General features: G+C 41.5%; 19 protein-coding genes. 15 read left to right on the plus strand and 4 right to left on the minus strand.

Going from position 1 to position 22,246, the window contains the following annotated elements; genetic code table 11:
* Positions 1-202: 202 nt before the first annotated feature.
* On the minus strand, positions 203-844 hold the full coding sequence (locus G7058_RS07860; RefSeq protein ID WP_166063004.1) for a ribonuclease P: 642 nt from the start codon (positions 842-844) through the stop codon (positions 203-205).
* An 80-nt stretch (positions 845-924) separates the two neighbouring features.
* On the opposite strand from G7058_RS07860, the gene G7058_RS07865 reads away from it, so the two are divergent.
* The 7 genes from G7058_RS07865 (at position 925) to G7058_RS07895 (ending at position 9,393) form a co-directional block, all read left to right on the plus strand.
* Positions 925-3,105, plus strand: coding sequence for a DNA topoisomerase III (locus G7058_RS07865; RefSeq protein WP_166063005.1), 2,181 nt, complete (start codon positions 925-927; stop codon positions 3,103-3,105).
* Between the two features lie 395 nt (positions 3,106-3,500).
* Positions 3,501-4,958: an MFS transporter gene (locus G7058_RS07870; RefSeq protein WP_166063006.1), complete on the plus strand. Its 1,458-nt coding sequence runs from the start codon at positions 3,501-3,503 to the stop codon at positions 4,956-4,958.
* A 92-nt stretch (positions 4,959-5,050) separates the two neighbouring features.
* A complete protein-coding gene (locus tag G7058_RS07875) occupies positions 5,051-5,431 on the plus strand; it encodes a DUF1622 domain-containing protein (RefSeq protein ID WP_166063007.1) in 381 nt (126 codons plus the stop codon).
* On the plus strand, positions 5,421-6,140 hold the full coding sequence (locus tag G7058_RS07880; protein WP_166063008.1) for a 16S rRNA pseudouridine(516) synthase: 720 nt from the start codon (positions 5,421-5,423) through the stop codon (positions 6,138-6,140). The genes G7058_RS07875 and G7058_RS07880 overlap by 11 nt, the downstream gene beginning before the upstream one ends.
* Positions 6,141-6,143: 3 nt before the next feature.
* Complete coding sequence (locus G7058_RS07885) at positions 6,144-7,157, plus strand: hypothetical protein (RefSeq protein ID WP_166063009.1); 1,014 nt, start codon at positions 6,144-6,146, stop codon at positions 7,155-7,157.
* A gap of 236 nt (positions 7,158-7,393) precedes the next feature.
* Positions 7,394-8,440, plus strand: coding sequence for a PTS sugar transporter subunit IIC (locus tag G7058_RS07890; protein ID WP_166063010.1), 1,047 nt, complete (start codon positions 7,394-7,396; stop codon positions 8,438-8,440).
* 26 nt (positions 8,441-8,466) lie between these two features.
* Positions 8,467-9,393: a 2-dehydropantoate 2-reductase gene (locus tag G7058_RS07895; RefSeq protein WP_166063011.1), complete on the plus strand. Its 927-nt coding sequence runs from the start codon at positions 8,467-8,469 to the stop codon at positions 9,391-9,393.
* A 46-nt stretch (positions 9,394-9,439) separates the two neighbouring features.
* Here the strand turns inward: G7058_RS07895 and G7058_RS07900 are convergent, their stop codons facing one another.
* Complete coding sequence (locus tag G7058_RS07900; protein WP_166063012.1) at positions 9,440-10,627, minus strand: AI-2E family transporter; 1,188 nt, start codon at positions 10,625-10,627, stop codon at positions 9,440-9,442.
* A 111-nt stretch (positions 10,628-10,738) separates the two neighbouring features.
* Here G7058_RS07900 and G7058_RS07905 point away from each other — a divergent pair, with 111 nt between their 5' ends.
* Entirely contained in the window at positions 10,739-11,338 is a 600-nt protein-coding gene (locus G7058_RS07905; RefSeq protein ID WP_166063013.1) for a cob(I)yrinic acid a,c-diamide adenosyltransferase, read from the plus strand.
* Between the two features lie 61 nt (positions 11,339-11,399).
* On the plus strand, positions 11,400-12,275 hold the full coding sequence (locus tag G7058_RS07910; RefSeq protein WP_166063014.1) for a glucose 1-dehydrogenase: 876 nt from the start codon (positions 11,400-11,402) through the stop codon (positions 12,273-12,275).
* Between the two features lie 141 nt (positions 12,276-12,416).
* Here G7058_RS07910 and G7058_RS07915 read toward each other — a convergent pair whose 3' ends face one another.
* The gene (locus G7058_RS07915; protein WP_166063015.1) at positions 12,417-13,973 is read right to left on the minus strand and encodes an NAD(P)H-hydrate dehydratase; all 1,557 of its coding nucleotides are present in this window, start codon (positions 13,971-13,973) and stop codon (positions 12,417-12,419) included.
* Between the two features lie 449 nt (positions 13,974-14,422).
* Here G7058_RS07915 and G7058_RS07920 point away from each other — a divergent pair, with 449 nt between their 5' ends.
* The 6 genes from G7058_RS07920 to G7058_RS07945 all read left to right on the plus strand — a co-directional run bounded on the left by G7058_RS07920 (position 14,423) and on the right by G7058_RS07945 (position 20,757).
* A complete protein-coding gene (locus G7058_RS07920) occupies positions 14,423-15,739 on the plus strand; it encodes a uracil-xanthine permease family protein (protein ID WP_166063016.1) in 1,317 nt (438 codons plus the stop codon).
* A 111-nt stretch (positions 15,740-15,850) separates the two neighbouring features.
* Positions 15,851-16,465, plus strand: coding sequence for a 5' nucleotidase, NT5C type (locus G7058_RS07925; RefSeq protein ID WP_166063018.1), 615 nt, complete (start codon positions 15,851-15,853; stop codon positions 16,463-16,465).
* 54 nt (positions 16,466-16,519) lie between these two features.
* Entirely contained in the window at positions 16,520-17,215 is a 696-nt protein-coding gene (locus G7058_RS07930; RefSeq protein WP_166063019.1) for a zinc metallopeptidase, read from the plus strand.
* Positions 17,216-17,382: 167 nt separating this feature from the next.
* The gene (locus G7058_RS07935) at positions 17,383-17,982 is read left to right on the plus strand and encodes a TetR/AcrR family transcriptional regulator (protein ID WP_166063020.1); all 600 of its coding nucleotides are present in this window, start codon (positions 17,383-17,385) and stop codon (positions 17,980-17,982) included.
* Positions 17,983-18,001: 19 nt separating this feature from the next.
* Entirely contained in the window at positions 18,002-19,216 is a 1,215-nt protein-coding gene (locus tag G7058_RS07940; protein WP_166063021.1) for a YcjF family protein, read from the plus strand.
* Between the two features lie 800 nt (positions 19,217-20,016).
* Positions 20,017-20,757: a sulfite exporter TauE/SafE family protein gene (locus G7058_RS07945; RefSeq protein ID WP_166063022.1), complete on the plus strand. Its 741-nt coding sequence runs from the start codon at positions 20,017-20,019 to the stop codon at positions 20,755-20,757.
* Positions 20,758-20,804: 47 nt separating this feature from the next.
* Here G7058_RS07945 and G7058_RS07950 read toward each other — a convergent pair whose 3' ends face one another.
* Positions 20,805-22,142, minus strand: coding sequence for a DUF1576 domain-containing protein (locus G7058_RS07950; RefSeq protein WP_166063023.1), 1,338 nt, complete (start codon positions 22,140-22,142; stop codon positions 20,805-20,807).
* Positions 22,143-22,246: the final 104 nt, after the last annotated feature.

The raw sequence follows: 22,246 nt of genomic DNA on the forward strand, positions 1-22,246 counted from the left end.
AAGCATCAAAGAAAGACTGGAGATAATCAATTGCCTCCAGTCTTTTTTTCGTGTATTCATTAATAAGGACTTTCTAATCGAATTTAACGGCCTAGAAGTCCTAATAAACGATAATAAGGACTTTCTAATCAAATTTAACGACCTAAAATACCTAATAAACCATAATAAGGACTTTTTAATCAATATTTAATCGACTTAAGTCCTAATTATTCCGAGTCGCTTCGTAATACGGATGGAGGGCACGGAAACCGGACATTATTTCTGCAACTAAGTCTTCGTCTGTCTCAAATTGGCCTAAATCTGAAATGTCGAATTTTACCAACACTTTCCTGAAAAGACCAGCGGTGCGCTGCTCCATTAAATCCAGCCGATTTTCTTCGGTTCCTTCGATGCGATGGCTTTCCCCGTCCCTCTGAACAAAATAATAAACACCGTCAGAAACGGGAGCATCCAACACCCGATTTTGCCGAATAATGGTTTCTGGAACGACACCCCGTTCGATGAAACTTACCTCGACCGTAATTCCCAACCGTTCTTCAATCATCACTAAACGAATCGCAAATGTTGGATCCAATCGACTGGCAGCCTCATGATTGTAGTAACAAAAGAAAAGAGGGCGTCCAATTTGCGCCTGATTCATCCACCCGCTGACGCGTTCCATCTTAAAATGAGCGAGCTCTGAATCAATCTGCTTGGCCAAATCTGAAAAAGAAGCTCGGGCAGTTTGACCGTCTTTCTTAAATGTTTCCATTTCATCCGCGCGCTCACCAGCCTTGGCGGGGGCAATATATTTCATATCACGATAACCTACATACTGTTCTAATGCTGCAACATCAACTTTCATCTATCATCGCTCCTTTAACTCATTATAACAAAGTGGTATAGTATTACCGACTCTACAATCGAAAGGGATTGAAAATTACTATGCAAAAAAGTGTCGTACTGGCCGAAAAACCTTCAGTCGCGCGTGACATTGCGCGTGTTTTGAAGTGTAACAAAAAAGGTCAAGGTTATTTGGAAGGTGACCGTTATATCGTAACTTGGGCGTTGGGACACCTCGTTACTTTAGCGGAACCAGAACAATACGATCAGAAATATAAAACGTGGAACTTAAATGATTTACCGATGCTGCCGAACAACCTGAAATTGACTGTTATTCGTCAAAGTGGCAAGCAGTACAATGCAGTGAAACAACAACTGCTTCGCAAGGACGTCAATGAAATCATCATTGCGACAGATGCCGGGCGTGAAGGGGAGCTGGTAGCACGTTGGGTTATTGATATGGCGAAAGTTAAAAAGCCAATCAAGCGTCTGTGGATTTCTTCCGTAACGGACAAAGCCATCAATGATGGTTTCAATAATTTGAAACCGGGCAAAAACTACGAAAATCTCTATCAATCAGCTGTGGCACGTTCGGAAGCGGACTGGTACATCGGGCTGAACGCAACGCGCGCCTTGACGACGAAGCACAATGCACAACTGAACTGTGGACGTGTACAGACTCCAATCGTTGCGATTATCGCCAAACGTGAAGATGAGATTAAACAATTCCAACCTAAAACGTATTACGGATTGGAAGCTCGCACCAGCGATGGACTCAAATTAACGTGGCGCGATAAACAGAACAACACCCGTTCCTTTAACCGTGAACAAATCCAAAAACTGCATAAGCAGCTAGGGACTTCTGATGCGACCGTTATAAATATTGATCGCAAACGCAAGTCGACACCTGCGCCGGGTTTATACGATCTAACGGAACTGCAACGGGACGCGAACCGCCTCTTCGGCTACTCTGCTAAAGAAACGCTGAACCTGATGCAAACTCTTTATGAGCGTCATAAATTGCTGACGTATCCGCGTACTGATTCGCGTTATTTATCTGCCGATATCGTTGGAACGATTCCTGATCGTTTGCGTGCCATCGCAATTCCGGCGTACCGTTCCGCAGCTAATATGATTCAAAACCAACCGATTAAAGTTAACAAATCATTTGTTGACGACGCAAGAGTTTCTGATCACCATGCGATTATTCCAACCGAAGAAGTTGTGCAATTGCAGAAGCTGACAGACCGTGAACGCAAAATTTACGACTTGGTTGTCAAACGATTCCTAGCGGTTTTATCACCGAATGAAGTGTGGGAACAAGTGACGTTAGAAGCTGATTTGCAGGGCGAACGTTTCTTTGCAAAAGGTAGAACGATTATTAATCCCGGATGGCGTGATATCTACAACCACCGCGAAGACGACGAGGATGAAGTAAAAGAGCAGCTCCTTCCAGAACTGGAGGCAGGCATGACTCTGGCGATTGACTATGTAAATGAAACAACGGGACAAACGAAACCCCCAGCACCATTTACAGAAGCGACCTTATTGTCAGCGATGGAAAATCCAACGTCCTATATGGAAGCAAGCAATAAAAAACTCGCTCAAACTTTGAAAGAAACCGGTGGATTGGGTACTGTTGCGACGCGTGCGGATATCATCGATAAATTATTTAACTCATTTATGATTGAAAAACGCGGCAATAATATTCACACGACTGGAAAAGGACGTCAGTTACTAGAATTGGTACCGGCAGAGTTGAAATCACCGGAACTGACTGCAGAGTGGGAACTGAAACTTGAAAAAATCGCAAAAGGTCAATTGAATAAAGCCGTCTTTATAGAAGAAATGAAAAACTATGCCAAAGCGATTGTGACGGAAATTAAGCAAGACGATACACAATTCAAGCACGATAACCTGACTTCAAAAGCTTGCCCAGATTGCGGCAAGCCAATGTTGGAAGTAAATGGTAAAAAAGGCAAAATGTTGGTTTGCCAAGACCGCGAGTGTGGCCACCGCAAGAATATTTCTCGTGTGACCAACGCACGTTGCCCACAGTGCCATAAGAAATTGGAAATGGTCGGCGAGGGCGACGGGCAGATGTTTGTCTGCAAGAATTGCGGACATCGCGAAAAACTTTCGGTGTTCCAAAGTCGTCGCAAGCAAAATAATAAAAAAGCGGACAAACGCGACGTCCAAAAATATTTGAAGATGCAACAAAAAGACGAGCCGGTCAATAACGGATTGTTTGACGCACTAAAAGGACTAAAACTAGATGATTAATAAAAGAAGCCGGGGAGTTATTTCCCGGCTTTTTTCATGCATACACATAAACCTAATAAAACGGACATGCAAGAGTAATCATGTCCGGGCTCATTTATTTCGCAAAAAACCAATTCTTTTGTTCGCAGATTCACATAGCAGTTATAGTCAACGTTTTCAGAAAATGGAGAACGCTTTTCTGAAAAGCTTTACAAATCCATTGAAAACGCAACCATTTTAGATGTTTGAACTATATTGACTGATTTGTCGCAAATCCGCACAAATGTCTCAATAGGTTATATATTGTATTTTAAATAATTTGAGCTATAATTATGGTATGCAATGGAAGCGATTTACATTCTTTATGACGTCCTTTTATTGTAAATATTATTCCAATAAAGGAAGGGAGTAACACCATGTCACAAAATCAATCTAGTACAACAGGGAATTACCATCGCGCGAAACAATGGGAAATCGCATTCTTCTCTTTGAACAACTCTGCTACTAACTTATACTTATTTGCTTTTGGATTCTTGACTTATTATGCAACTGGTATCGCTGGATTTACAACTTTGGTTGTAGGTAACTTGCTAGGAGCTGCACGTCTATTCGATGGTTTCATCGATCCAACAATCGGAGTTATTATGGACCGATTCAATACACGTTGGGGTAAATTCCGTCCCTTGATGATTGCTTCAAACATCGGGCTCGTTCTATCGTTCTTGCTATTATTCAGTACACACCGCTTTGAGGGAGCTCTACAAACAGTTATTTTCTTAATCGCTCTTATTTTCCATAAAGTCGTGTACTCATTCCAACAAACAGTAACAAAAGCTGCACAGCCAGCTTTGACAAATGATCCATCACAACGTCCATTGTTCTCCATCTATGACACTGTATTCAGTTCAATCGGAGTATTCGCATTAGGCCAAGTTGTTGTTTCTAACTTCTTATCACCACGTCACGGTGGCGAGTTTAACCAAGCATTCTATACAGAATTCCTTGGTGGTGTAATGATTCTTTCAGCAATTCTAACGACACTTGCTGTTATTGGTATCAGAAGAAAAGACCGCACAGAGTACTTTGGTCTTGGTGAAGATACTGTTGAAACGAAATCATTGAAAGATTACTGGTCTGTTATTAAAGGTAACAAGCCATTGCAAGTTCTAGCTATCAGTGGTGGTTTGATGAAGTTTAACGCACAGTTGATCGGTGACCAAGCGTTTATCGTTATTCTGTTCGGTATCATCTTAGGTAACTACGGTTTATCTGGACAAATTTCATTACTACAAATTATTCCTAACCTATTAGTCGTTATCTTGTTTACACGTCTTGCAACTAAGAAAGACTTGAAGTCATCTTATACAGCTGGTGTTTTAGTAGCACTTGCTTCGGCAGCTACAATGTTGACAATCTTGTTCTTCTCAGAAGACCCAACACAAATTTTCGTTAACGGTGGTTTACCATCAATCCTATTCATCATTGGATTTATCGGTCTAAAAGTTGGTAACTCTTACCCAACATCTGTTGTATTGACAATGTCAGCAGATATTACAGACTACGAAACTGCACGTTCAGGACGTTTCGTTTCTGGGTTGATTGGAACAATCTTCTCATTAACAGACTCTATTGCTTCATCTCTAGCTCCAATCGTAATCGGGTTCATCGTTGCAGGTGTTGGATTTACTGAAAGCTACCCAGATGCAAGTGAAAAATTAACATCTGCACTTCTAACAGGTGGGATGATCATGATCGGACTACCAATGGTTCTGTACTTGATCGTATTGGTATTAATCCGTATCTATCCACTTGATAGAGCAGCAATGGATCAGATTCAAACTGATATTGCAACTAAAAAGAGTAAAAGTAACTAATTAAACGTTCCCTGACCAGAGACACAAGTCTCTGGTCTATTTTTTTGTCCACGTGTACAATAGAAGAAAGGTAAAAAAAGGAGGAAAACAGAATGGACTTACATGGCTTGTTAGTACAAATTATTCCCAATCTTGCAGCAATTATCGAGTTAATTGGTGTCGTAGTAGTGGTATACGGCGTTATTCGCTCACTGTATTTATTTATTTTTTCAGGTGGGAATTTAATGGCATCTGATCCTAAATTAGATTTGGCCAAAGCGCTCGCCTACAGTTTAGAGTTCAAGTTGGCTGCGGAAATATTGAAATCAGTTGTGATTCAAACGCTTGATGAATTTATTATTCTCGCAGCCATCGTGGTATTGCGGGTGATTTTGACTTTTGTTATTCACTGGGAAATAGAATCCAGTGAGAAAAGTGATTTGGTCCATCGTTTAGATGAAGTAGAAGGCAACGAGAAGAAAAATGCGAATTGATAAAATATTGGAAGAAAAAGGATTTGGTTCGCGCAAAACGGTCAAGCGCCTCATTCAAAGAAAAGTTGTTTTGGTAGACGGCGAAGCAGTTACGAATGGGAGTTTTAACGTAGAGGGACGTCTGCATCAGGTCACTGTCCAGGGAGCGCCTATCAGTGGCTTTCCACATCAATATGTGATGCTGAATAAACCGGCTGGCGTCGTCACAGCCTTGACGGATGCGACCTGCGAAACAGTTTTAGATTTGATAAATGATAGGGATAAGACAGAGGGGTTGTATCCCGTTGGGCGCTTGGACCGCGACACGGAAGGGCTTCTCTTATTAACGGATAACGGCCAATTAGGTTACCAGTTACTCATTCCCGACAAGAAAGTTTCTAAAGTTTATGAAGTGACGACAAAAGAACCTTTGGAAACGACCGATATAGCAGCTTTTGCAGCTGGGATTGTCTTCATCGGTGGTGAAATGTGTAAACCGGCGCAACTAGAAATAGTGGATGCGCATCGTGCGCGTTTGAGTTTGTCAGAAGGAAAATTCCACCAAGTGAAAAAGATGTTTTTAGCAGTTGGAAAAAAAGTTGTTCATTTGAAACGGATAGCGATGGGGCCATTAGAGTTGGATGAAACTTTGCCTCTAGGGAGTTATCGCTCCTTAACTCAGCAAGAATTACAGTTACTTAAACCGTATTTTACGTATAAAGAGGGATAGACAATGCGAGAAATATATCATCAGATACAAGCACGCTTAGACCGCCTGGATTTTTCCGCTTTATGGCCGGGATTCAATCTGTTTCCATTTGCACTTTATGACGATCAAATCGTCTATTTAGCTGATTGTGAAATCCCTTGGGACGAACGCTTTCTCGCTAATACTGCGATTGCGTTTGAAGGCTCGTACATGGCCATCTGGAACATGGATTTTGAAGTAAATAAAGACTTAGATTTACTGACTGCAAATATAGTGCACGAAATGTTTCATTGCTATCAAAATGAACATGGTGAGAGCCGGTTTGCCAACGATTTGGAACTTTTGCGCTATCCTTTAGATATTGAGATATTTCAAACAAAGTACGCAGAAAATGAACGATTGGTGCACTATATTCAAACGGCTGACAGGTCAGCGTTGCAGCAATTCGTCTATTTGCGTGACACGCGTCATAAGAAAACACCTGTGCATATAGAAAATGAATGGAAGATTGAAACAATCGAAGGTGCAGCCGAGTTTGTCGGTATGCGGGCTCTTCGGCAGTTAGCACCGGATAAGTTTGAGGAGCGGCTTCAGTCCTATCTGGCAGCCATTACCGGCTTGTCCGCCGAAATACTGGCTGTTCGTCGTCAAGCCTATTACACGGGAACATTACTGCTGCTAGCACTTCCACCCGTGGAGTTGAATCAAACTGAGTTGATTTACAAACAATTGACTAAAGAAATTGAACCACTCCCTTTTAGCGTTAGGCATGAAGAAAAAATTACACAGATTTTGAAAGAAGAAACAGAGCAGCGTAAAGCAATCATGACGCACTTCACTGAAAAGGAACATATCACTGGGAAGATAACCGGATATGATCCTATGAATATGGTGCGTTGGCAAGATTTTATTTATTGTAAGCATTTTGTAAAAGTGGGCGCGACATTTTTATCAGGGCCGCTTGTTCTGGAAATGCAAATCGATAGCTTGAATGACGTGCAGGCAGTTTATCGCAAGAATTTTAGAGGCAAGCAGTAAAGGTTAAAACTTACTGCTTGCTTTTTATACGAAATAATTCACAAACTAACATTAGAATTTAAAATACGCTAAAAAAGTACTATATTAACAATGGAACCCGTTACTCACCCCTAAAAATGATAATTTAAGCGCTAACACTTAGAGGATAATGAGAGAAGATGAGAATGCTTTTCTTGTATTGCTCACTAATTGTGATAATGTTAACTATGTAATAAATAATAAAGGAGTCGAGGATAATGGAACAAAAAATACAGTACTCATTTAAAGATTATATGAACAAGGTATTAGCTGGAACGGCCAGTGGTGTCGTAGTTGGGCTAATCGCAAATGCCATTTTAGGTGGTATACTAAAAGCGCTTATTCCTTATGGATCTATTTTCGCGACAATGGCAAGTGTTGTGAGTATTATGCAATTTGTAACACCAGCATTGATTGGTGTTTTGGTAGGGATGCAATTCAAATTTAATGCAATCGAGAGCGTTATTATTGGTGCGGCAACTTATCTGGGTTCGGGTGCTTATACGGTAACTGAAGCAGGTGTTCAAATGGTCGGTATCGGTGACCTTGTGAACGTGATGATTGTAGCAGGTATTGCTGCCTTTGTAACGCGTTTATTACAAGGACGTTTGGGTTCCTTAACATTGATTTTGCTACCGATTATTGTCGGCGGTGGAGTAGGAACACTGGGGTTATTGATTTTACCAGTTGTCAGCCAAATTACTTCTTCAATTGGTAACTTGATTAACAGCTTTACTACCTTACAACCATTATTGATGGCAGTCCTCATTTCTATTGCTTTTGCTATTTTAATTATTTCACCGATTTCTACAGTTGCAATCGGAATCGCAGTCGGAATTGCAGGTCTGGGTGCAGGTGCAGCAGCAGTTGGTGTTACATCATGTACAGCCATTCTTGTCATCGGGTCATTACGTGTGAATCAAAGTGGTACAACACTTGCGATTCTTTTAGGCGGTATGAAAATGATGATGCCTAACTTGATTAAATATCCAAAAATTATTATTCCAATTATCTTAAATGGTTTTGTTTCAGGATTAGGCGTTTACTTCTTAACAATCCAAGGAACACCACAAACAGCTGGTTTCGGTATTGTTGGTCTAGTTGGACCTATCCAAGCCGTAAATATGGGGTCAAGCCTCATAACAGCAGCACTTGCATACTTTGTAATTCCATTTGGTAGTGCACTTCTAATTGACTTCATTTGTAACAAAGTAGTTAAAGTGTATGAGCATGAAATTTTCAAATTTGTACCAGCAACAAACTAAACGAACAAGTAAGGGAGATTTTATATATGAAAGTAGCAATTGCAGGTTCAGGAGCATTAGGTTGTGGGTTTGGATACCTTTTACAAAAAAATGGTAACGCAGTTACGCTAATGGATTATTGGGAAGATCATATTCAAAGTATTCGCGAAAACGGTTTGACAATTTCCATTAACGGCGAAGTGGATAATGCGAAAATGACAATTGGTAAACCGGAAGAAATCGAAGACAAATTTGATGTTATCTTTGTTTTTACGAAATCTATGGGCTTACGCAGCATGATGGAAGCCATCAAACATACCATTAAAGAAGACACGCAAATCGTCTGCTTGTTAAATGGTTTGGGACATGCACAAACACTTTCAGAATATGTTTCACAGAAAAATATTATCATGGGAACGACAGTCTGGACAGCGGGTATCGACGCTCCGGGCGTGACACATTTCATGGGACAAGGTCCGGTAGAATTACAAAATGCCGATCCTTCGCAAGAAGAAGCAGCTCGTAAAGTAGAAGCGTTATTATCCGAAGCAGGCCTAAACGGCGTGTACAGTGAAGATGTTCATTTTACAATTTGGAGAAAAGCTTGTGTAAACGGAACGATGAACGCATTGTGTGCTTTGTTGGATGGAACGATTAAAGAAGTATTCGAAAGCTCACAAATCGATTTCTTGTTGAATCACATTGTTTCAGAATTTGCACAATTGGCTAGAACTGAAGGCGTCGAGCTGGATGTAGAAGAAACAATTGTTTATTTGAAAGCATTGGCGTTAAAAGTAGGTAGCCATTACCCTTCCATGCACCAAGATTTAGCAAATAGAAGATTAACGGAAATCGACTTCTTGAATGGAACAGTGGCAAGAGAATCAGAAGCAAAAGGCCTAGAAGCGCCATATTGCCAAATGATTACCCAACTTATCCATGCAAAAGAAGATGTATTGGGAATCAGTAAATAAATATTAAAAGCGGTCAGGACAATTTAGTCCTAACCGCTTTTTTTATTTAGTCTAAGTCTTCGTATTCATAGGTTCCTGCTACATTCCCATAGAAACGATTGTAATGTTTTTTGAACTTTTCGAAAATATAATCAAAGAGCACTTTGATGATGGCGAAGATGGGAATACCTAGTATCATACCAATCAATCCCAATAGGTTCCCCATAATCAGTAAGACAATAATGATTGTCAGTGGGTGCATCTTTAGGCTCTTGCCAATAATATTCGGTTCAATTAAGTTCCCTTGGATTGCTTGTGCCACTACCCAAACGATTGCCATTTTCAAAAGCATGCTTGGTGAAGTAAAAGCTGCGACAACGAGTGCCGGAACAATTCCGATTGTTGCGCCGATATACGGAATAACCGCAGTGATTGTCGCGATTACGGCTAGAGCAAATGCATAATCCAAACCGATAATTAAGTACCCCGCTAATAGGATTGCTCCTAAACTTAGAGCTACAAGTGCCTCACCGACGATATACGAACCTAATACGCCAGCCATGCGATTGCCTAAAATATCTAAGTCATCCCGCCAAATAGGAGGGGTCAATTTCATCATAAATGGTTTAAATTTCCCACGCTCTTTTAACATAAAAAAGAGAATCACAGGGAAAGTCACTAATACGACTACCACGCTGGAAATGGTGGAAAAGACGCTGAAGATGCGTTGGGAAGAATTATTAACCCAGTTCCAGATCATCTGTGGAATCTCGCCAACGATTTCGTCAAAATTATTCACTGCCTCATTGTAGTAGGACTCAAATTGACTACCAACGACAAATTCTTCAAAACGGCCGCTCAAGGTATCGATATAACCCGGGAAGGCTTCGACGAATCCGGTGATTTGCTCAACCAGAATCGGAATCACCGAGATGATTCCCCATACGACAAGGACGGCGAAACCGCCCAACACGAGCGCTGTTCCCAACGTTCGATTTAATTTCCGCTTCTCTAGGAAGGTAACGAGCGGATTCAAAATATAAAAGAATACAATGGCAAGAATAAGCGGAGCCACGATTGTGGAAAAAATTACGCGCAATGGTAAGAAAATAAATGAGATTTGATTATAAATCATTACTAAAATACCAAGCATAATTAATATGGCGAGACTGAAAATTAATTTACGGCCGCCGAAAAACCGGATGAAGCGCTGGTCGCTGTTGACAGGACCTTTCACTCTCTCTTTTTCTGACATTACTAAACACCTCTTTATAGACATCTTTTCCTTAGTTTAGCATAATCTCGGAACATTTATCTCCTCCTAAGGTTTGATTGTCTGGTATCATATTCAAAAAGGAGTGATTGGATGAAACCAGCAATTTACACACGAACAGGGGATAAAGGAAGAACGCGGATTGGCGGCGGCATGGCCGTTGATAAAAATGACGCGCGCGTAGACGCATTTGGTGAAGTGGATCATATTAACTCATGGTGTGGATTGGTTGAAGCGACGTTGGTAACGGATGAAAAGGCCAGTGATATTCGCGAGGATTTACGCGTGATTCAACAGTTTTTATTTGATTGCACGTCAGATTTATCGGTACCGAAAGGACACCGGAAATACAAGATTACCGCCGAGCATCTTACGTGGTTAGAAGGACGCATTGATGCGCTGGATGCGATTGCGCCTGAAATCCAGTACTTCATTATTCCAGGTGGTACGGTAGCGGCAAGTTATTTACACGTATTGCGTACAGAAACACGGAATGCAGAACGGACACTTGTGCGTTTTATGCAAGTTGAGCCGGAAGAAGTGAATCCGTTCGTCATGAAATTTGTGAACCGTTTGTCGGATTATTTCTTCGTAGTAGCGCGTGTCATGAATGTGCGTCATGAGGTTGCCGACGTTCCATATGAGCGTAGTGAAAAAGTGTTCCACGTTTCGCGCGAAAAACGTAATCGTTAGGAGATTGAAAGCGTTCTTGCTAAAATAATGGTATTACTAAGCCATTTAAGGAGGAACTGTTATGACAGAGAAAGAAAACGACATCTTTGAAACAGAGGAACCGAAGCAAGGCTACATGACATCCGATGAAATCGACGCGGATGAGACGGAAGAACAGATCGATAATCATAATTATAAATCAGCAAATAAATTGAATGACAAAGTTGCTATTATTACCGGAGCGGACAGTGGAATCGGCGGCGCGGTAGCAGTTGCATTTGCCAAGGAAGGCGCCAACCTCGTGTTAACGGATTTAGAAAACGGAGAAGATGCTGCGAAAGTACGTGAACTCTGTAAGAAATATGGCTCTGAAGTTGTCTGGTTGACAGGGGACGTGGGTGAAGAGAATTTCGCTCAGGAAGTCGTTGATGCTACGGTGGGTGCATTTGGTAAAGTCGATATTTTAGTGAATAATGCCGCGCAGCAATTAGTGCATGATTCGATTCTGGATATCTCAGCATCTCAACTGGAACGGACATTCCGGACGAATGTTTTTGCTTTATTCTATTTTGTTAAAGCGGCGCTGCCACATTTTGCAGAAGGCGGCAGCATCATTAATACAACTTCGGTGACTGCTTATCGCGGCTCTCCTAATTTGTTGGATTATTCCTCTACAAAGGGTGCCATGGTAACATTTACGCGTTCGTTAGCTCAAAATAAAGAATTTCTTGATAAGAAAATACGGGTCAATGCGATTGCGCCAGGACCGATTTGGACACCGCTCATTCCGGCAACAACGGGCGGAACCAAAGAGGAACATGGAAGCGGGCAACCGTTGGGCCGTGGTGGAGAAGCTTATGAATGTGCACCAGCTTATGTTTATTTAGCAAGCGAGGATTCCAGCTACGTTACGGGCCAAACGATTCATATTAACGGCGGGGAAATCGTAAACGGTTAAAAATATAGACTGCTCTCATTAAATGATGGGAGCAGTCTTTTTGTGTGCTAACTCAAACGCGAAAATTGATTTGAGTTAGCACCTGAATAAAAGTATCCAAATTTATAGCCCCGGGAAATACCCCAAGGCCACTTAAGTCTATTAAATCATACCGCCTAGCACATCTTCCAGACCATTCACGACGTCTGAAGCAATCATACTGTAACGGTTTTTCTTAGCAGCTGCAACATCGCCAGCCAAACCGTGGATGTAAACACCCAATTTTGCTGCTTCGAAGGAATCCATTCCTTGTGCAATTAGAGCAGCCAGAATGCCTGTCAAAACATCGCCGGTGCCGGCAGTTGCCATTCCGTTGTTTCCTGAGTAATTAAGATAGCGCTCATCTTCATATGCTACAACTGAACGCGCATCTTTCAATACATACACTAGATCGGTATCTTTTGTACAACTGTCCGCTGTTTTCAACAAATTATCCTGAATATCGCTCGCAGGTTGATCCATTAACCGCGCTAATTCAAGCAAGTGCGGTGTAAGTATAGTTCCTTTTGGTAAGGAATTATTTAACTCATTGAGACGCAGACATGTATTACCGCGCATCAACGGGAACGTATTGAAATAACGGGCAGCGATGTTAATAGCATCCGCATCTACAATTAGAGGAACTTGGGCATACAATGTCACAAAGTCCAATACCTTTTTAGCTTTATCAGATACGCCCAATCCCGGCCCCATCACGATAACATCGGAACGGCCGACTGCTTGCTTAATTTTTTCTTTTTCTTCAGTAGTATCCAATAAATCCGGATTGATTGTTGTAAGGATTGCTTCAGGTAGCTGCCCTTGTAAAATAAGGCGGTTCGACTCCACCGTCATAATCTCAACTAGACCAGCGCCTGTTCGGTAAGCTGCGAGTGCGGACAAATACGCCGCGCCACTCATATTTTTGGCTCCTGCTACAATTAGGACACGTCCGAACGTCCCTTTATTGCTGTACGCACGGCGCCATGGCAAGCGTGCCAAGTCCATTTTTTCGTAGCGGTAAAATTCGGATGCGACTGAATCAACGGCTGATGGTGGAAAGCCAATATCCGTAACGACTAAGGTGCCGCAATATTCACTACCTGGGAAGAGGATTTGGCCCACTTTTTCTTCGCCAAACGTAACTGTGTAATCGGCTCTAACAGCCGTCCCTTTAACTTTTCCGTCATCCGCGGAAATTCCTGAAGGCATGTCAACGGCGAATATGATTCCCTCGTGCGTGTTCATCTCTGCGATGACTGCTGCTTGTTCATCTTCAATGTCACGCTCTAAGCCGATGCCGAATAACGCATCTACTAAAATCGTGTAGTTGGCAAAGTTTACTTCTTCCAAATGATTCCAGATAACCATTTCCAAGTTTTCTAAAATCTTCAATTGTGTCGCTGTTTCTTCAGATAAATGTGCCGGATTACCCGCTAAAAAGACGTCTACTTGATAACCGCGATTTAATAAAATACGCGCTGCTGCCAAACCGTCACCGCCGTTGTTGCCAGAACCGCATACAACTAAGATGATGTCTTCTTTCGAAATACTTTTCTCCATACAACTGACGACTGAATACGCAGCGTTTTCCATCAACACAAGCGGAGGAATCCCGATTGTGTGAATCGCATATGCATCAATTGCTTTCATTTGTTTGCTGTTTACTAATTTTTTCATTGTAATTCCTCCAAAAAACCATCGCTCGTACCAAGTATACCATCGTGTTGCTGAAAATGAGAACAATGTGGGTATTTTTAAAATAAAAAAACAACGCATCGGCGTTGTTTAGGTGGGGGTAGGAGTTGCAGCTCCTAACAATGTTTTTGAATTTTTTTAGGTCATATAAAGCATCTGCTCTTACTTACACATATAGCATACTGGAAATGTACGAGGAAATCTTTTGGATTGTGTAAAAGTTTAACGAAAATTTGATTAGAATTACGGAAGTCTTTTCAAATAATAGGGTCTTGCATTTTAAAAAAGACCGTGCTATATTAATTGGAGCAGAGTCCTTTAAACTGATCCAGAGAGGTCAAGAAGGGTAACAAATCCATATTTGATACCTATAGGTCCTTTTGCGTATAAAAGGGCGTTTTTTTATGCCCAAAAATAGGGGGAGTATAAGTATGGCTATTAATCAAAGACCGTTACTGTTAGACGTTCACGAAAAACCACCAGTATTGAAAGGGATTCTACTCAGTTTCCAACATGTATTCGCAATGTTCGGTGCCACTATCCTAGTGCCATTAATCTTAGGAATGCCTGTATCAGTCGCGTTGTTCGCAAGTGGAATCGGAACACTTATTTATCAAATCGCTACCAAAGCAAAAATACCTGTTTACTTAGGATCATCGTTCGCCTATATTACGGCCATGGCAGTAGCGATTGACCAAATGGGTGGCGATATCAGTGCAGCTCAGACGGGTGTCATCATGGTCGGTTTTGTCTACGTTATTACTGCAGCTATTATTAAAATAATCGGAACAAAGTGGATAGACAAACTGTTGCCACCGATTGTTATTGGCCCGATGATTATGGTTATCGGTTTGGGCTTGGCTAGTTCAGCAGTTACAAATGCCGGTTTTGTTGAAGGCGGCGATATTCGTAGCATCTTTGTTGCCGTTGTAACCTTCTTAATCACAGCATTCGTCAATACCAAAGGAAAAGGCTTCTTCAAAATTATTCCTTTCTTAGTCGGTATTGTCGGCGGATATCTGATTGCTTTTGCAATCGGTTTGGTTGACTTTACGCCGGTTCTAGAAGCGAAATGGTTTGAAATCCCTCAATTCTACTTGCCGTTCGAAACGGAAAGCTTTGCTTCCTACCGCTTGTACTTCGGGCCAGAAGCGTTAGCGCTTGTCCCGGTGGCGCTTGTAACGATTTCTGAACATATCGGAGATCATACCGTTCTTGGTAAAATCTGTAATCGCCAGTTCTTGAAAGATCCCGGCTTAAGCCGCACATTAATCGGGGACGGTGTTGCAACAGCTGTTTCTGCTTTCATCGGTGGACCGGCCAACACAACATACGGTGAAAATACCGGCGTTATCGGAATGACACGTATCGCTTCAGTAGCCGTTATTCGAAATGCAGCTTTCTTTGCAATCGGAATGAGCTTCCTGGGTAAATTTACAGCATTGATTTCCACAATTCCAAACGCAGTCCTTGGTGGAATGTCCATTCTGTTGTACGGTGTCATTGCCAGCAATGGGTTGAAAGTATTGATTGAAGAGCAAGTAGACTTCGGAATGATTCGTAACCTGATCATCGCAAGCTCCATGCTGGTGCTTGGATTAGGTGGCGCGACTCTGGACATGGAGGTCTTGACGCTTTCAGGTACATCCTTGAGCGCTTTAGCAGGAATCGGATTGAACCTCATCTTGCCGCAAGAAGAAGCTTATGATCCCAAAGAAGTACCTGAATTTGGAAAAACCAAAGAATAAAATTCATTTGAAAAGATGGTTGTGCTCAAGGTGAGCCCAATCATCTTTTTTAGTTCATCTGTCGGTTTCTGTTATAATAGAAGGAGAAAATAAAAAGGGGATTACGAATACATGACTGATAAAATTAGTATTGCAATCGATATGGATGATGTCTTGGCCGGAACGACCGAAAAAATGGTGCTGTCCTATAATACCCTCAAGAAAACGAATTATATTCCGGATGATTTGTTGACGCTCGACTTAGAAGCGGTTTTTGATGAAACGACTATGATGCAGATGTTTAATGAAATTAACTCTCCGGGATTCACGCGCGATTTAGTCGTTAAAGAAAATGCGATTGAAGTTGTCAAAGAATTAAATGACGTATACGATGTTTATATTGCAACGGCCGCAATGGAAATTCCGGGTTCATTCCAGGATAAATTCGAATGGCTGCAAGAAAACTTTCCGTTCTTAGATGTGAATCACTATATTTACTGTGGAAATAAAAAAGTTGTTCGCTCCGACTATTTGATTGATGATAATATAAAACAGCTCCATCAATTCAAAGGAACAGGCATCTTATATACCGCTCATTTCAACCAGAAAATCGAAGCGCCATTTACGCGTATTGATAGTTGGACGGATGCGCACGGTCACTTTATAGATAATCGTCAGCACCGTATTGAAGAAACGCGTGAAAGAAGAATAAAAGCTTATGAAAAAAGTTTAGCTGCGTTGAAATAACTTCATAGAAAATTCACACAAATTTGATACACTTATCTAAAAGGAGGGATATACATGCCATTCATGTTCGATGGAACGTATTTCTTAATTATTATTGGTTTGGTTATTTCGCTCGCTGCCCAAGCGTACGTAAAGAGTACATTTTCAAAGTTTAGTGAAGTAGCAAGCCGGAAGGGTTATACAGCGACGCAAGCCGCTCAATATATTTTGGACCAATCCGGCATTCGCGATGTCAGCGTTGAACGTGTGCGCGGAGACTTGACGGATCACTACGATGCACGTAATAAAGTGCTGCGTTTGTCAGATTCTACAGCCAACTCAACTTCTGTTGCTGCTATCGGAGTTGCGGCTCATGAGGTCGGTCATGCTATTCAAGATCAAGTTGGCTACGTTCCTTTGCGCCTGCGTCATAGTTTGGTGCCGGTTGTAAATATTGGCCAAGGCATTTCCATGCCGATGATTTTAATCGGCCTTGTTCTGGGACAAGCTGGTGGACTTTTCATTCAAATGGGAATTATTCTATTTGCCTTGACGTTTGTCTTCCAAGTTGTGACACTGCCCGTTGAATTTAATGCATCTAGTCGTGCACTTCATATTTTAGGCGGCGGAAATATTTTGGAACGCGATGAAGTTCCGCAAGCGAGAAAAGTTCTGAATGCTGCAGCACTTACTTATGTGGCTGCTGCCATCATGAGCTTCCTACAATTATTGCGCCTTGTTCTCATGTTCAGTGGACGCAGAAGAGATTAATAAGAGTGAAGAAGGTGAGGCCGAGTGTCTCGCCTTTTTTTATACAGTGTTATCGACAATCTTTCGTATATCCAACTATTTCGCCAATTTTGTTGTTAATTCCGCTATTATTATATATACTTATAAAAAAGTTGTGAGAAAGTCTGCATAACTGATAGGAGGGCATTATGAGAATAAATGGCAAGCAAACCGACCGTCGCATTGTACGTACCAAGAAAGAGATTTTGAATGCGTTAACACTATTGTTAGAGCAAAAGACAATAGATGAAATTACTGTAAAAGAAATAACTGATTTGGCAGGTATTAACCGAGGGACGTTCTATCTCCACTATGTAGATAAATATGACTTAATGGAAAAAAGCGTGAACCAATTAATTCTGGAAATGCGTGAAATTGGGACGGAAATCATTTCCCTCACACTGACAAATAAAGGTCCGGAAAATGTCCAAAGTGAAATTGAAGATATGTTGACGGCTTTGTTTGAATATATTAAAGAACATCAGCGTTTCGTTAAGAGTTTGACAGGAGAGAAAGGCAATTACTCTTTCCATATTAAATTCAACGAATTTCTAAAAGATACGTTTATCGAACGTGTGGATGCGAATCACTTTGACATTCCGCCCGTGTATGCTGTTTCTGCGATATCATATGCGATGCAGGGGATTGTCCAAACGTGGCTACATGAAGGGTTGGTTGAATCGCCAGCCGTTATGTCCCAGCATACATTTAAAATTGTTTCTGTATACCTGACTGGCCTGAAGTATTAATACTTGAAGAGGTGAGAATATGGCGAAAACAAATTTAGACTTAGGACTGGTGGAAGAGTTATTAAATAAAACCCAAGCCGAAATCGAAAAAATGGCACCCGTGAATATTCTGTTGGTAGGGAAAACTGGTGTAGGGAAAAGTACGTTAGTGAATAATGTCTTTCGTGAGCAACTCGCGTCAACGGGTATTGGAAAGCCCATCACAAAGCATCTACGCCGTATTTCTAAAGAAGGCGTTCCAATCGTCCTTTACGATACACGCGGGTTGGAATTGAGCGAGAGTGTCCAATCCGAGGTTCGTAAGGAAATTTTCCAAGCGTTGGAAGAGAATCGTAAAAAAGGACCCGATGAGGCGATCCATGTTATTTACTATTGTATTAACGCCAATTCTTCGCGAATTGAAGAATCGGAGATCAGCTTCATTAGTGAACTGTCTCAGCAAGTCCCGGTGATTATTGTTTTAACGCAAGCAATTGGACAGCCGGCAGAAACGTTTAAGAAATACATTGATGATTTGAATTTGGATGTTATTGCAGTGCGGACGGTCATGGCGGAACCGTTTGTCATTTCTGAAGAACTGACGATTCCGCAAAAAGGTCTAAAGGAATTGATAGGCTTAACCTTTGACGTCATTCCGTCAGAAGTGAAAGATGCTTTTAACAACGCCCAACAAGTGGATATAGAACGCAAAGCGAAAGCAGCCAGGAGTTGGGCGAGACGATACGTAGCAACAACATTCGGAGTTGGCTTTACACCGATTCCCTTCTCAGATGCGACGATTTTAGTACCCATGCAGATTACGATGATGGCCCACATTACCGCCATTTTCGGAATTTCGTTGGAACGAACAAGCATAGCTAGTATCTTGGGGGCAATCGGTGGAACAAGTGGTGCGACTTATCTGGGGCGCTACATTGTGTCCAATGTGGTGAAACTGATCCCGGGTGCTGGAACGATAGCAGGCGGCATTATCAGTGGTGGAACGGCTTCAGTTTTGACGACTGCATTGGCGCTGAGCTATATTGAGGTGCTTTCTTTTATCGCAAAGGGGGAGGTAAAGGGTGAATATCCCGACCTGAAGAACATCGGTGAACTTATGCGGAAAGAATTACAGCACCGTTTGAAGAATAGTGACAGGGACCCTGATATGCAAGAAATGTTGAAACAGGAGAAGGCTGCAGACGCTCCAAAAGAAAGCCTTGTGAAAAAAATGATCAATAAACTAAAAAGATGATATCGAACCATTCCTTTTAAAGGGATGGTTCTTTCATTATCAATAATGAAAACGCGTTTAACATTATGTTGATGGATAGTTCAATGGTTAACAAACTTTGTTTATTTATTTTATTAGTGTAATATAACTATATGTATTGCTTTATTTTTCAGAAATAAGTTGTTTTAATAGGCTTTATAATTAAATGTGAAAGCTTCGCATTTGACAGTATTATGAAAATGGTATACAATAATATTGTAATGAGTTGAGAGTGCATAGGCACTGAACTATAATAATATAGAGATGATTATAAAGGAGAGATAAATATGAGTAAACAAACATTCTGGAAAGAGCTTGTAAATGCAGTAATCATTTATGGCGAACAACTAAAAAACGAACACTAATATAAGTGAACAGAGAGAAGCAAGGGGTCGCGCCCCTGCTTCTCTCTTTTTTTGTAGGAACGTCAGTCATTGTGTAGACGTGCAAAAGTTAGTAAAAAAGTGAGGACCTTTGCACTAAAAACTCCAAAAAGGTGCAAAGGTCAGTTAAAAAAGTCCAGCTCATGCACTGTTTACCGCGAAAGCGTGCAAAAGTTAGCCTAAATCAACCAACCTTTGCACGCCGCGCCACACTAACACAACCTCTCCACTTCTGTGGACGTTGCTTACGTGATGAAAAACGGGAGTTGTTAGATAAATAAAAAAGCATCGGCTGCTTATACTGAAACTGTTCAGAATAGCAATGGCCGATGCTTCTCTTTTTTTGCTGAAATGAAAGCGCAATGCTATAGTTAAATCAAAATCTAAAGGCGGTGCAGCATGTTCGGTCTGGATGTAATTGAAATAATAATGTTGGTGGTGAGTGCGCTCATCGTTGGCTTTTCCAAAGCGGGTATCCAAGGGGCGACTATTCCAGCAGTTGCCATGATGGCCATTATTTTTGGTGGTAAGGATTCTTCAGGTATTATTCTCACTATGTTGATGGTCGGAGATTTAGTAGCTATTATGAAATATGGGAAACAGGGGAATATCCGTGATGTTATGAAATTGATTCCGGCGGCGGTAGTGGGAATTATTGCGGGTGCACTCGTTGGAACTTGGATTAATGATGGACAGTTCAAAATGTTAATCGGAATTATCGTCATCATTTGCGTCATCCTCCTTGCTATTCGTGAATCTCAAAAGCGAACGATTCCTTTGCCGGACAATCCCTTTCTAAAAGGAGGAGTAGGCGTGATTAGTGGTTTTTCTTCGATGATTGGAAATGCTGCCGGACCGATATTTAACGTCTACATTCTGGCTCAGAACTTGAAGAAGGAAACGATGATCGGTACGACAGCGTGGTTCTTTTTCTTAATGAACATCTTAAAACTGCCTTTCCACATCTTTTTGTGGGGAACCATCACTCTTGAGACGGCGAAGTACACACTCTTTGCCATTCCCTTTATTGCGATTGGTGCTTGGGGAGGCATTTGGATTGTGAAGAACATCAGTGAAAAGACCTATCGTCGTCTGATTATCGTGATGACTGCGATAACGGCTATCCGGCTTTTCTTATAGAAATATGGAAAAACACCAACTCCCTTTCGAGTTGGTGTTTTTGGTAGCTATGATAATGTTTCGACTTCCTCAGCCGGGTCCACTTCAGGTCGTTGCGGATTCAAACGTGCCACACGGTGAACGTGAATCGCTTCGAGGATAGGCACCATCATCCCGGCAACTAAACCGCCGGCAAACCCATTGTTATATAAATTCACACCGCCGTGAAGAAATCCGACATTGACTACTAACGTCAGGTGGATAGCACCGGCGATAATACCGACCAGTGTTCCATACCGACCAGCAATTGGAGCTAGTGTCGTCGAAAATAAAATAGCAATTAAAATGGCAGGTTCTTGCGTCGTATGCTCGGTAATGTAGGACATGAATGTTGCACCGACCATAATCGGCATACAATTGAACAGGTGCTTACCGAATGAACCAAATCCTACAATGGTTAGAATTCCGCCGATGACCGGTCCGCTAAGAGCACCGCCTAGTGTAAGAACATAAAGCGTTGAGAAAATCCCCAAAGCTCCCATGTTCATAATAGTTGCGCCAATTCCACCGACATCCAAAAAGTCCGTAGATAACTGACCTGTGTGTTTGTAAATATTTACCAAACCTGCCAGTTTGAATTGATTTACAAATGCCCCATAAACAATCATCACACCAAACAAAACAAGTAAAATCACACTAAATGCCTCTGTGTACTCAGTGGAAATGATGCTGACGGTATTTATTTCCATACCAAAGCTCCGCATAATCGAAATAAATATTGAACCTACGAATCCACACGTGAACCCAACATTATATAAACTAAAACCTTTCGTAAAAGTAATAAGATGTTGTGCCAACGGAGGAAGGACGAAGCCCGTAATGAATCCGACTGATAACCCAACTGTTACGCCTATTGGTAAAGCCAACCCTTGATTAAAGGTTAATTCACTTACCAACGGGCCAAGTGCGGTACCGAATAAGGCTGCCAATAACGAGCGTTCTAAAGGATTATTTGTCACTTTTGCATATGCTAAAGCACCGAGAACAATGGGCATGGAATTATAGAAATTCTTTCCGAAGAAAGAGAAACCAATAATTAAGAATAGTGCTGAAATAACGGGACCATTAATTTTGGCACGACACATCCACACAACAACCATCGCCTGCAAAGTCATGATAGCAGCGTTCATAAGGGTTGCGCCTGGATTTGCCAAAGCCATATAATCAGTCAAAAGTGTCGCTGGTGAGCGTGTAATTAACCAAAAACCCTCCCAGATTTCAGTAGGCGTGTTGAACCAAAAGGCCAGGACAATCATTGCGAGTGATAAGCCGACAAACAAGCCATACAGCACTCTTGTCGGCACAGACTGAAAATTTGAATCTTTTTGAAGCATGACAGCTGTCATAACATTCCTCCCATAGATAGCATTCCCAATAATTTTTTTCATCTTACTATAAATTGCAATATATTGGCAAGACAATAATCTTCCTTTTTTAGTCTAATTTGTGA

Source organism: Jeotgalibaca porci (assembly GCF_011299095.1).
GTDB lineage: Bacteria > Bacillota > Bacilli > Lactobacillales > Aerococcaceae > Jeotgalibaca > Jeotgalibaca porci.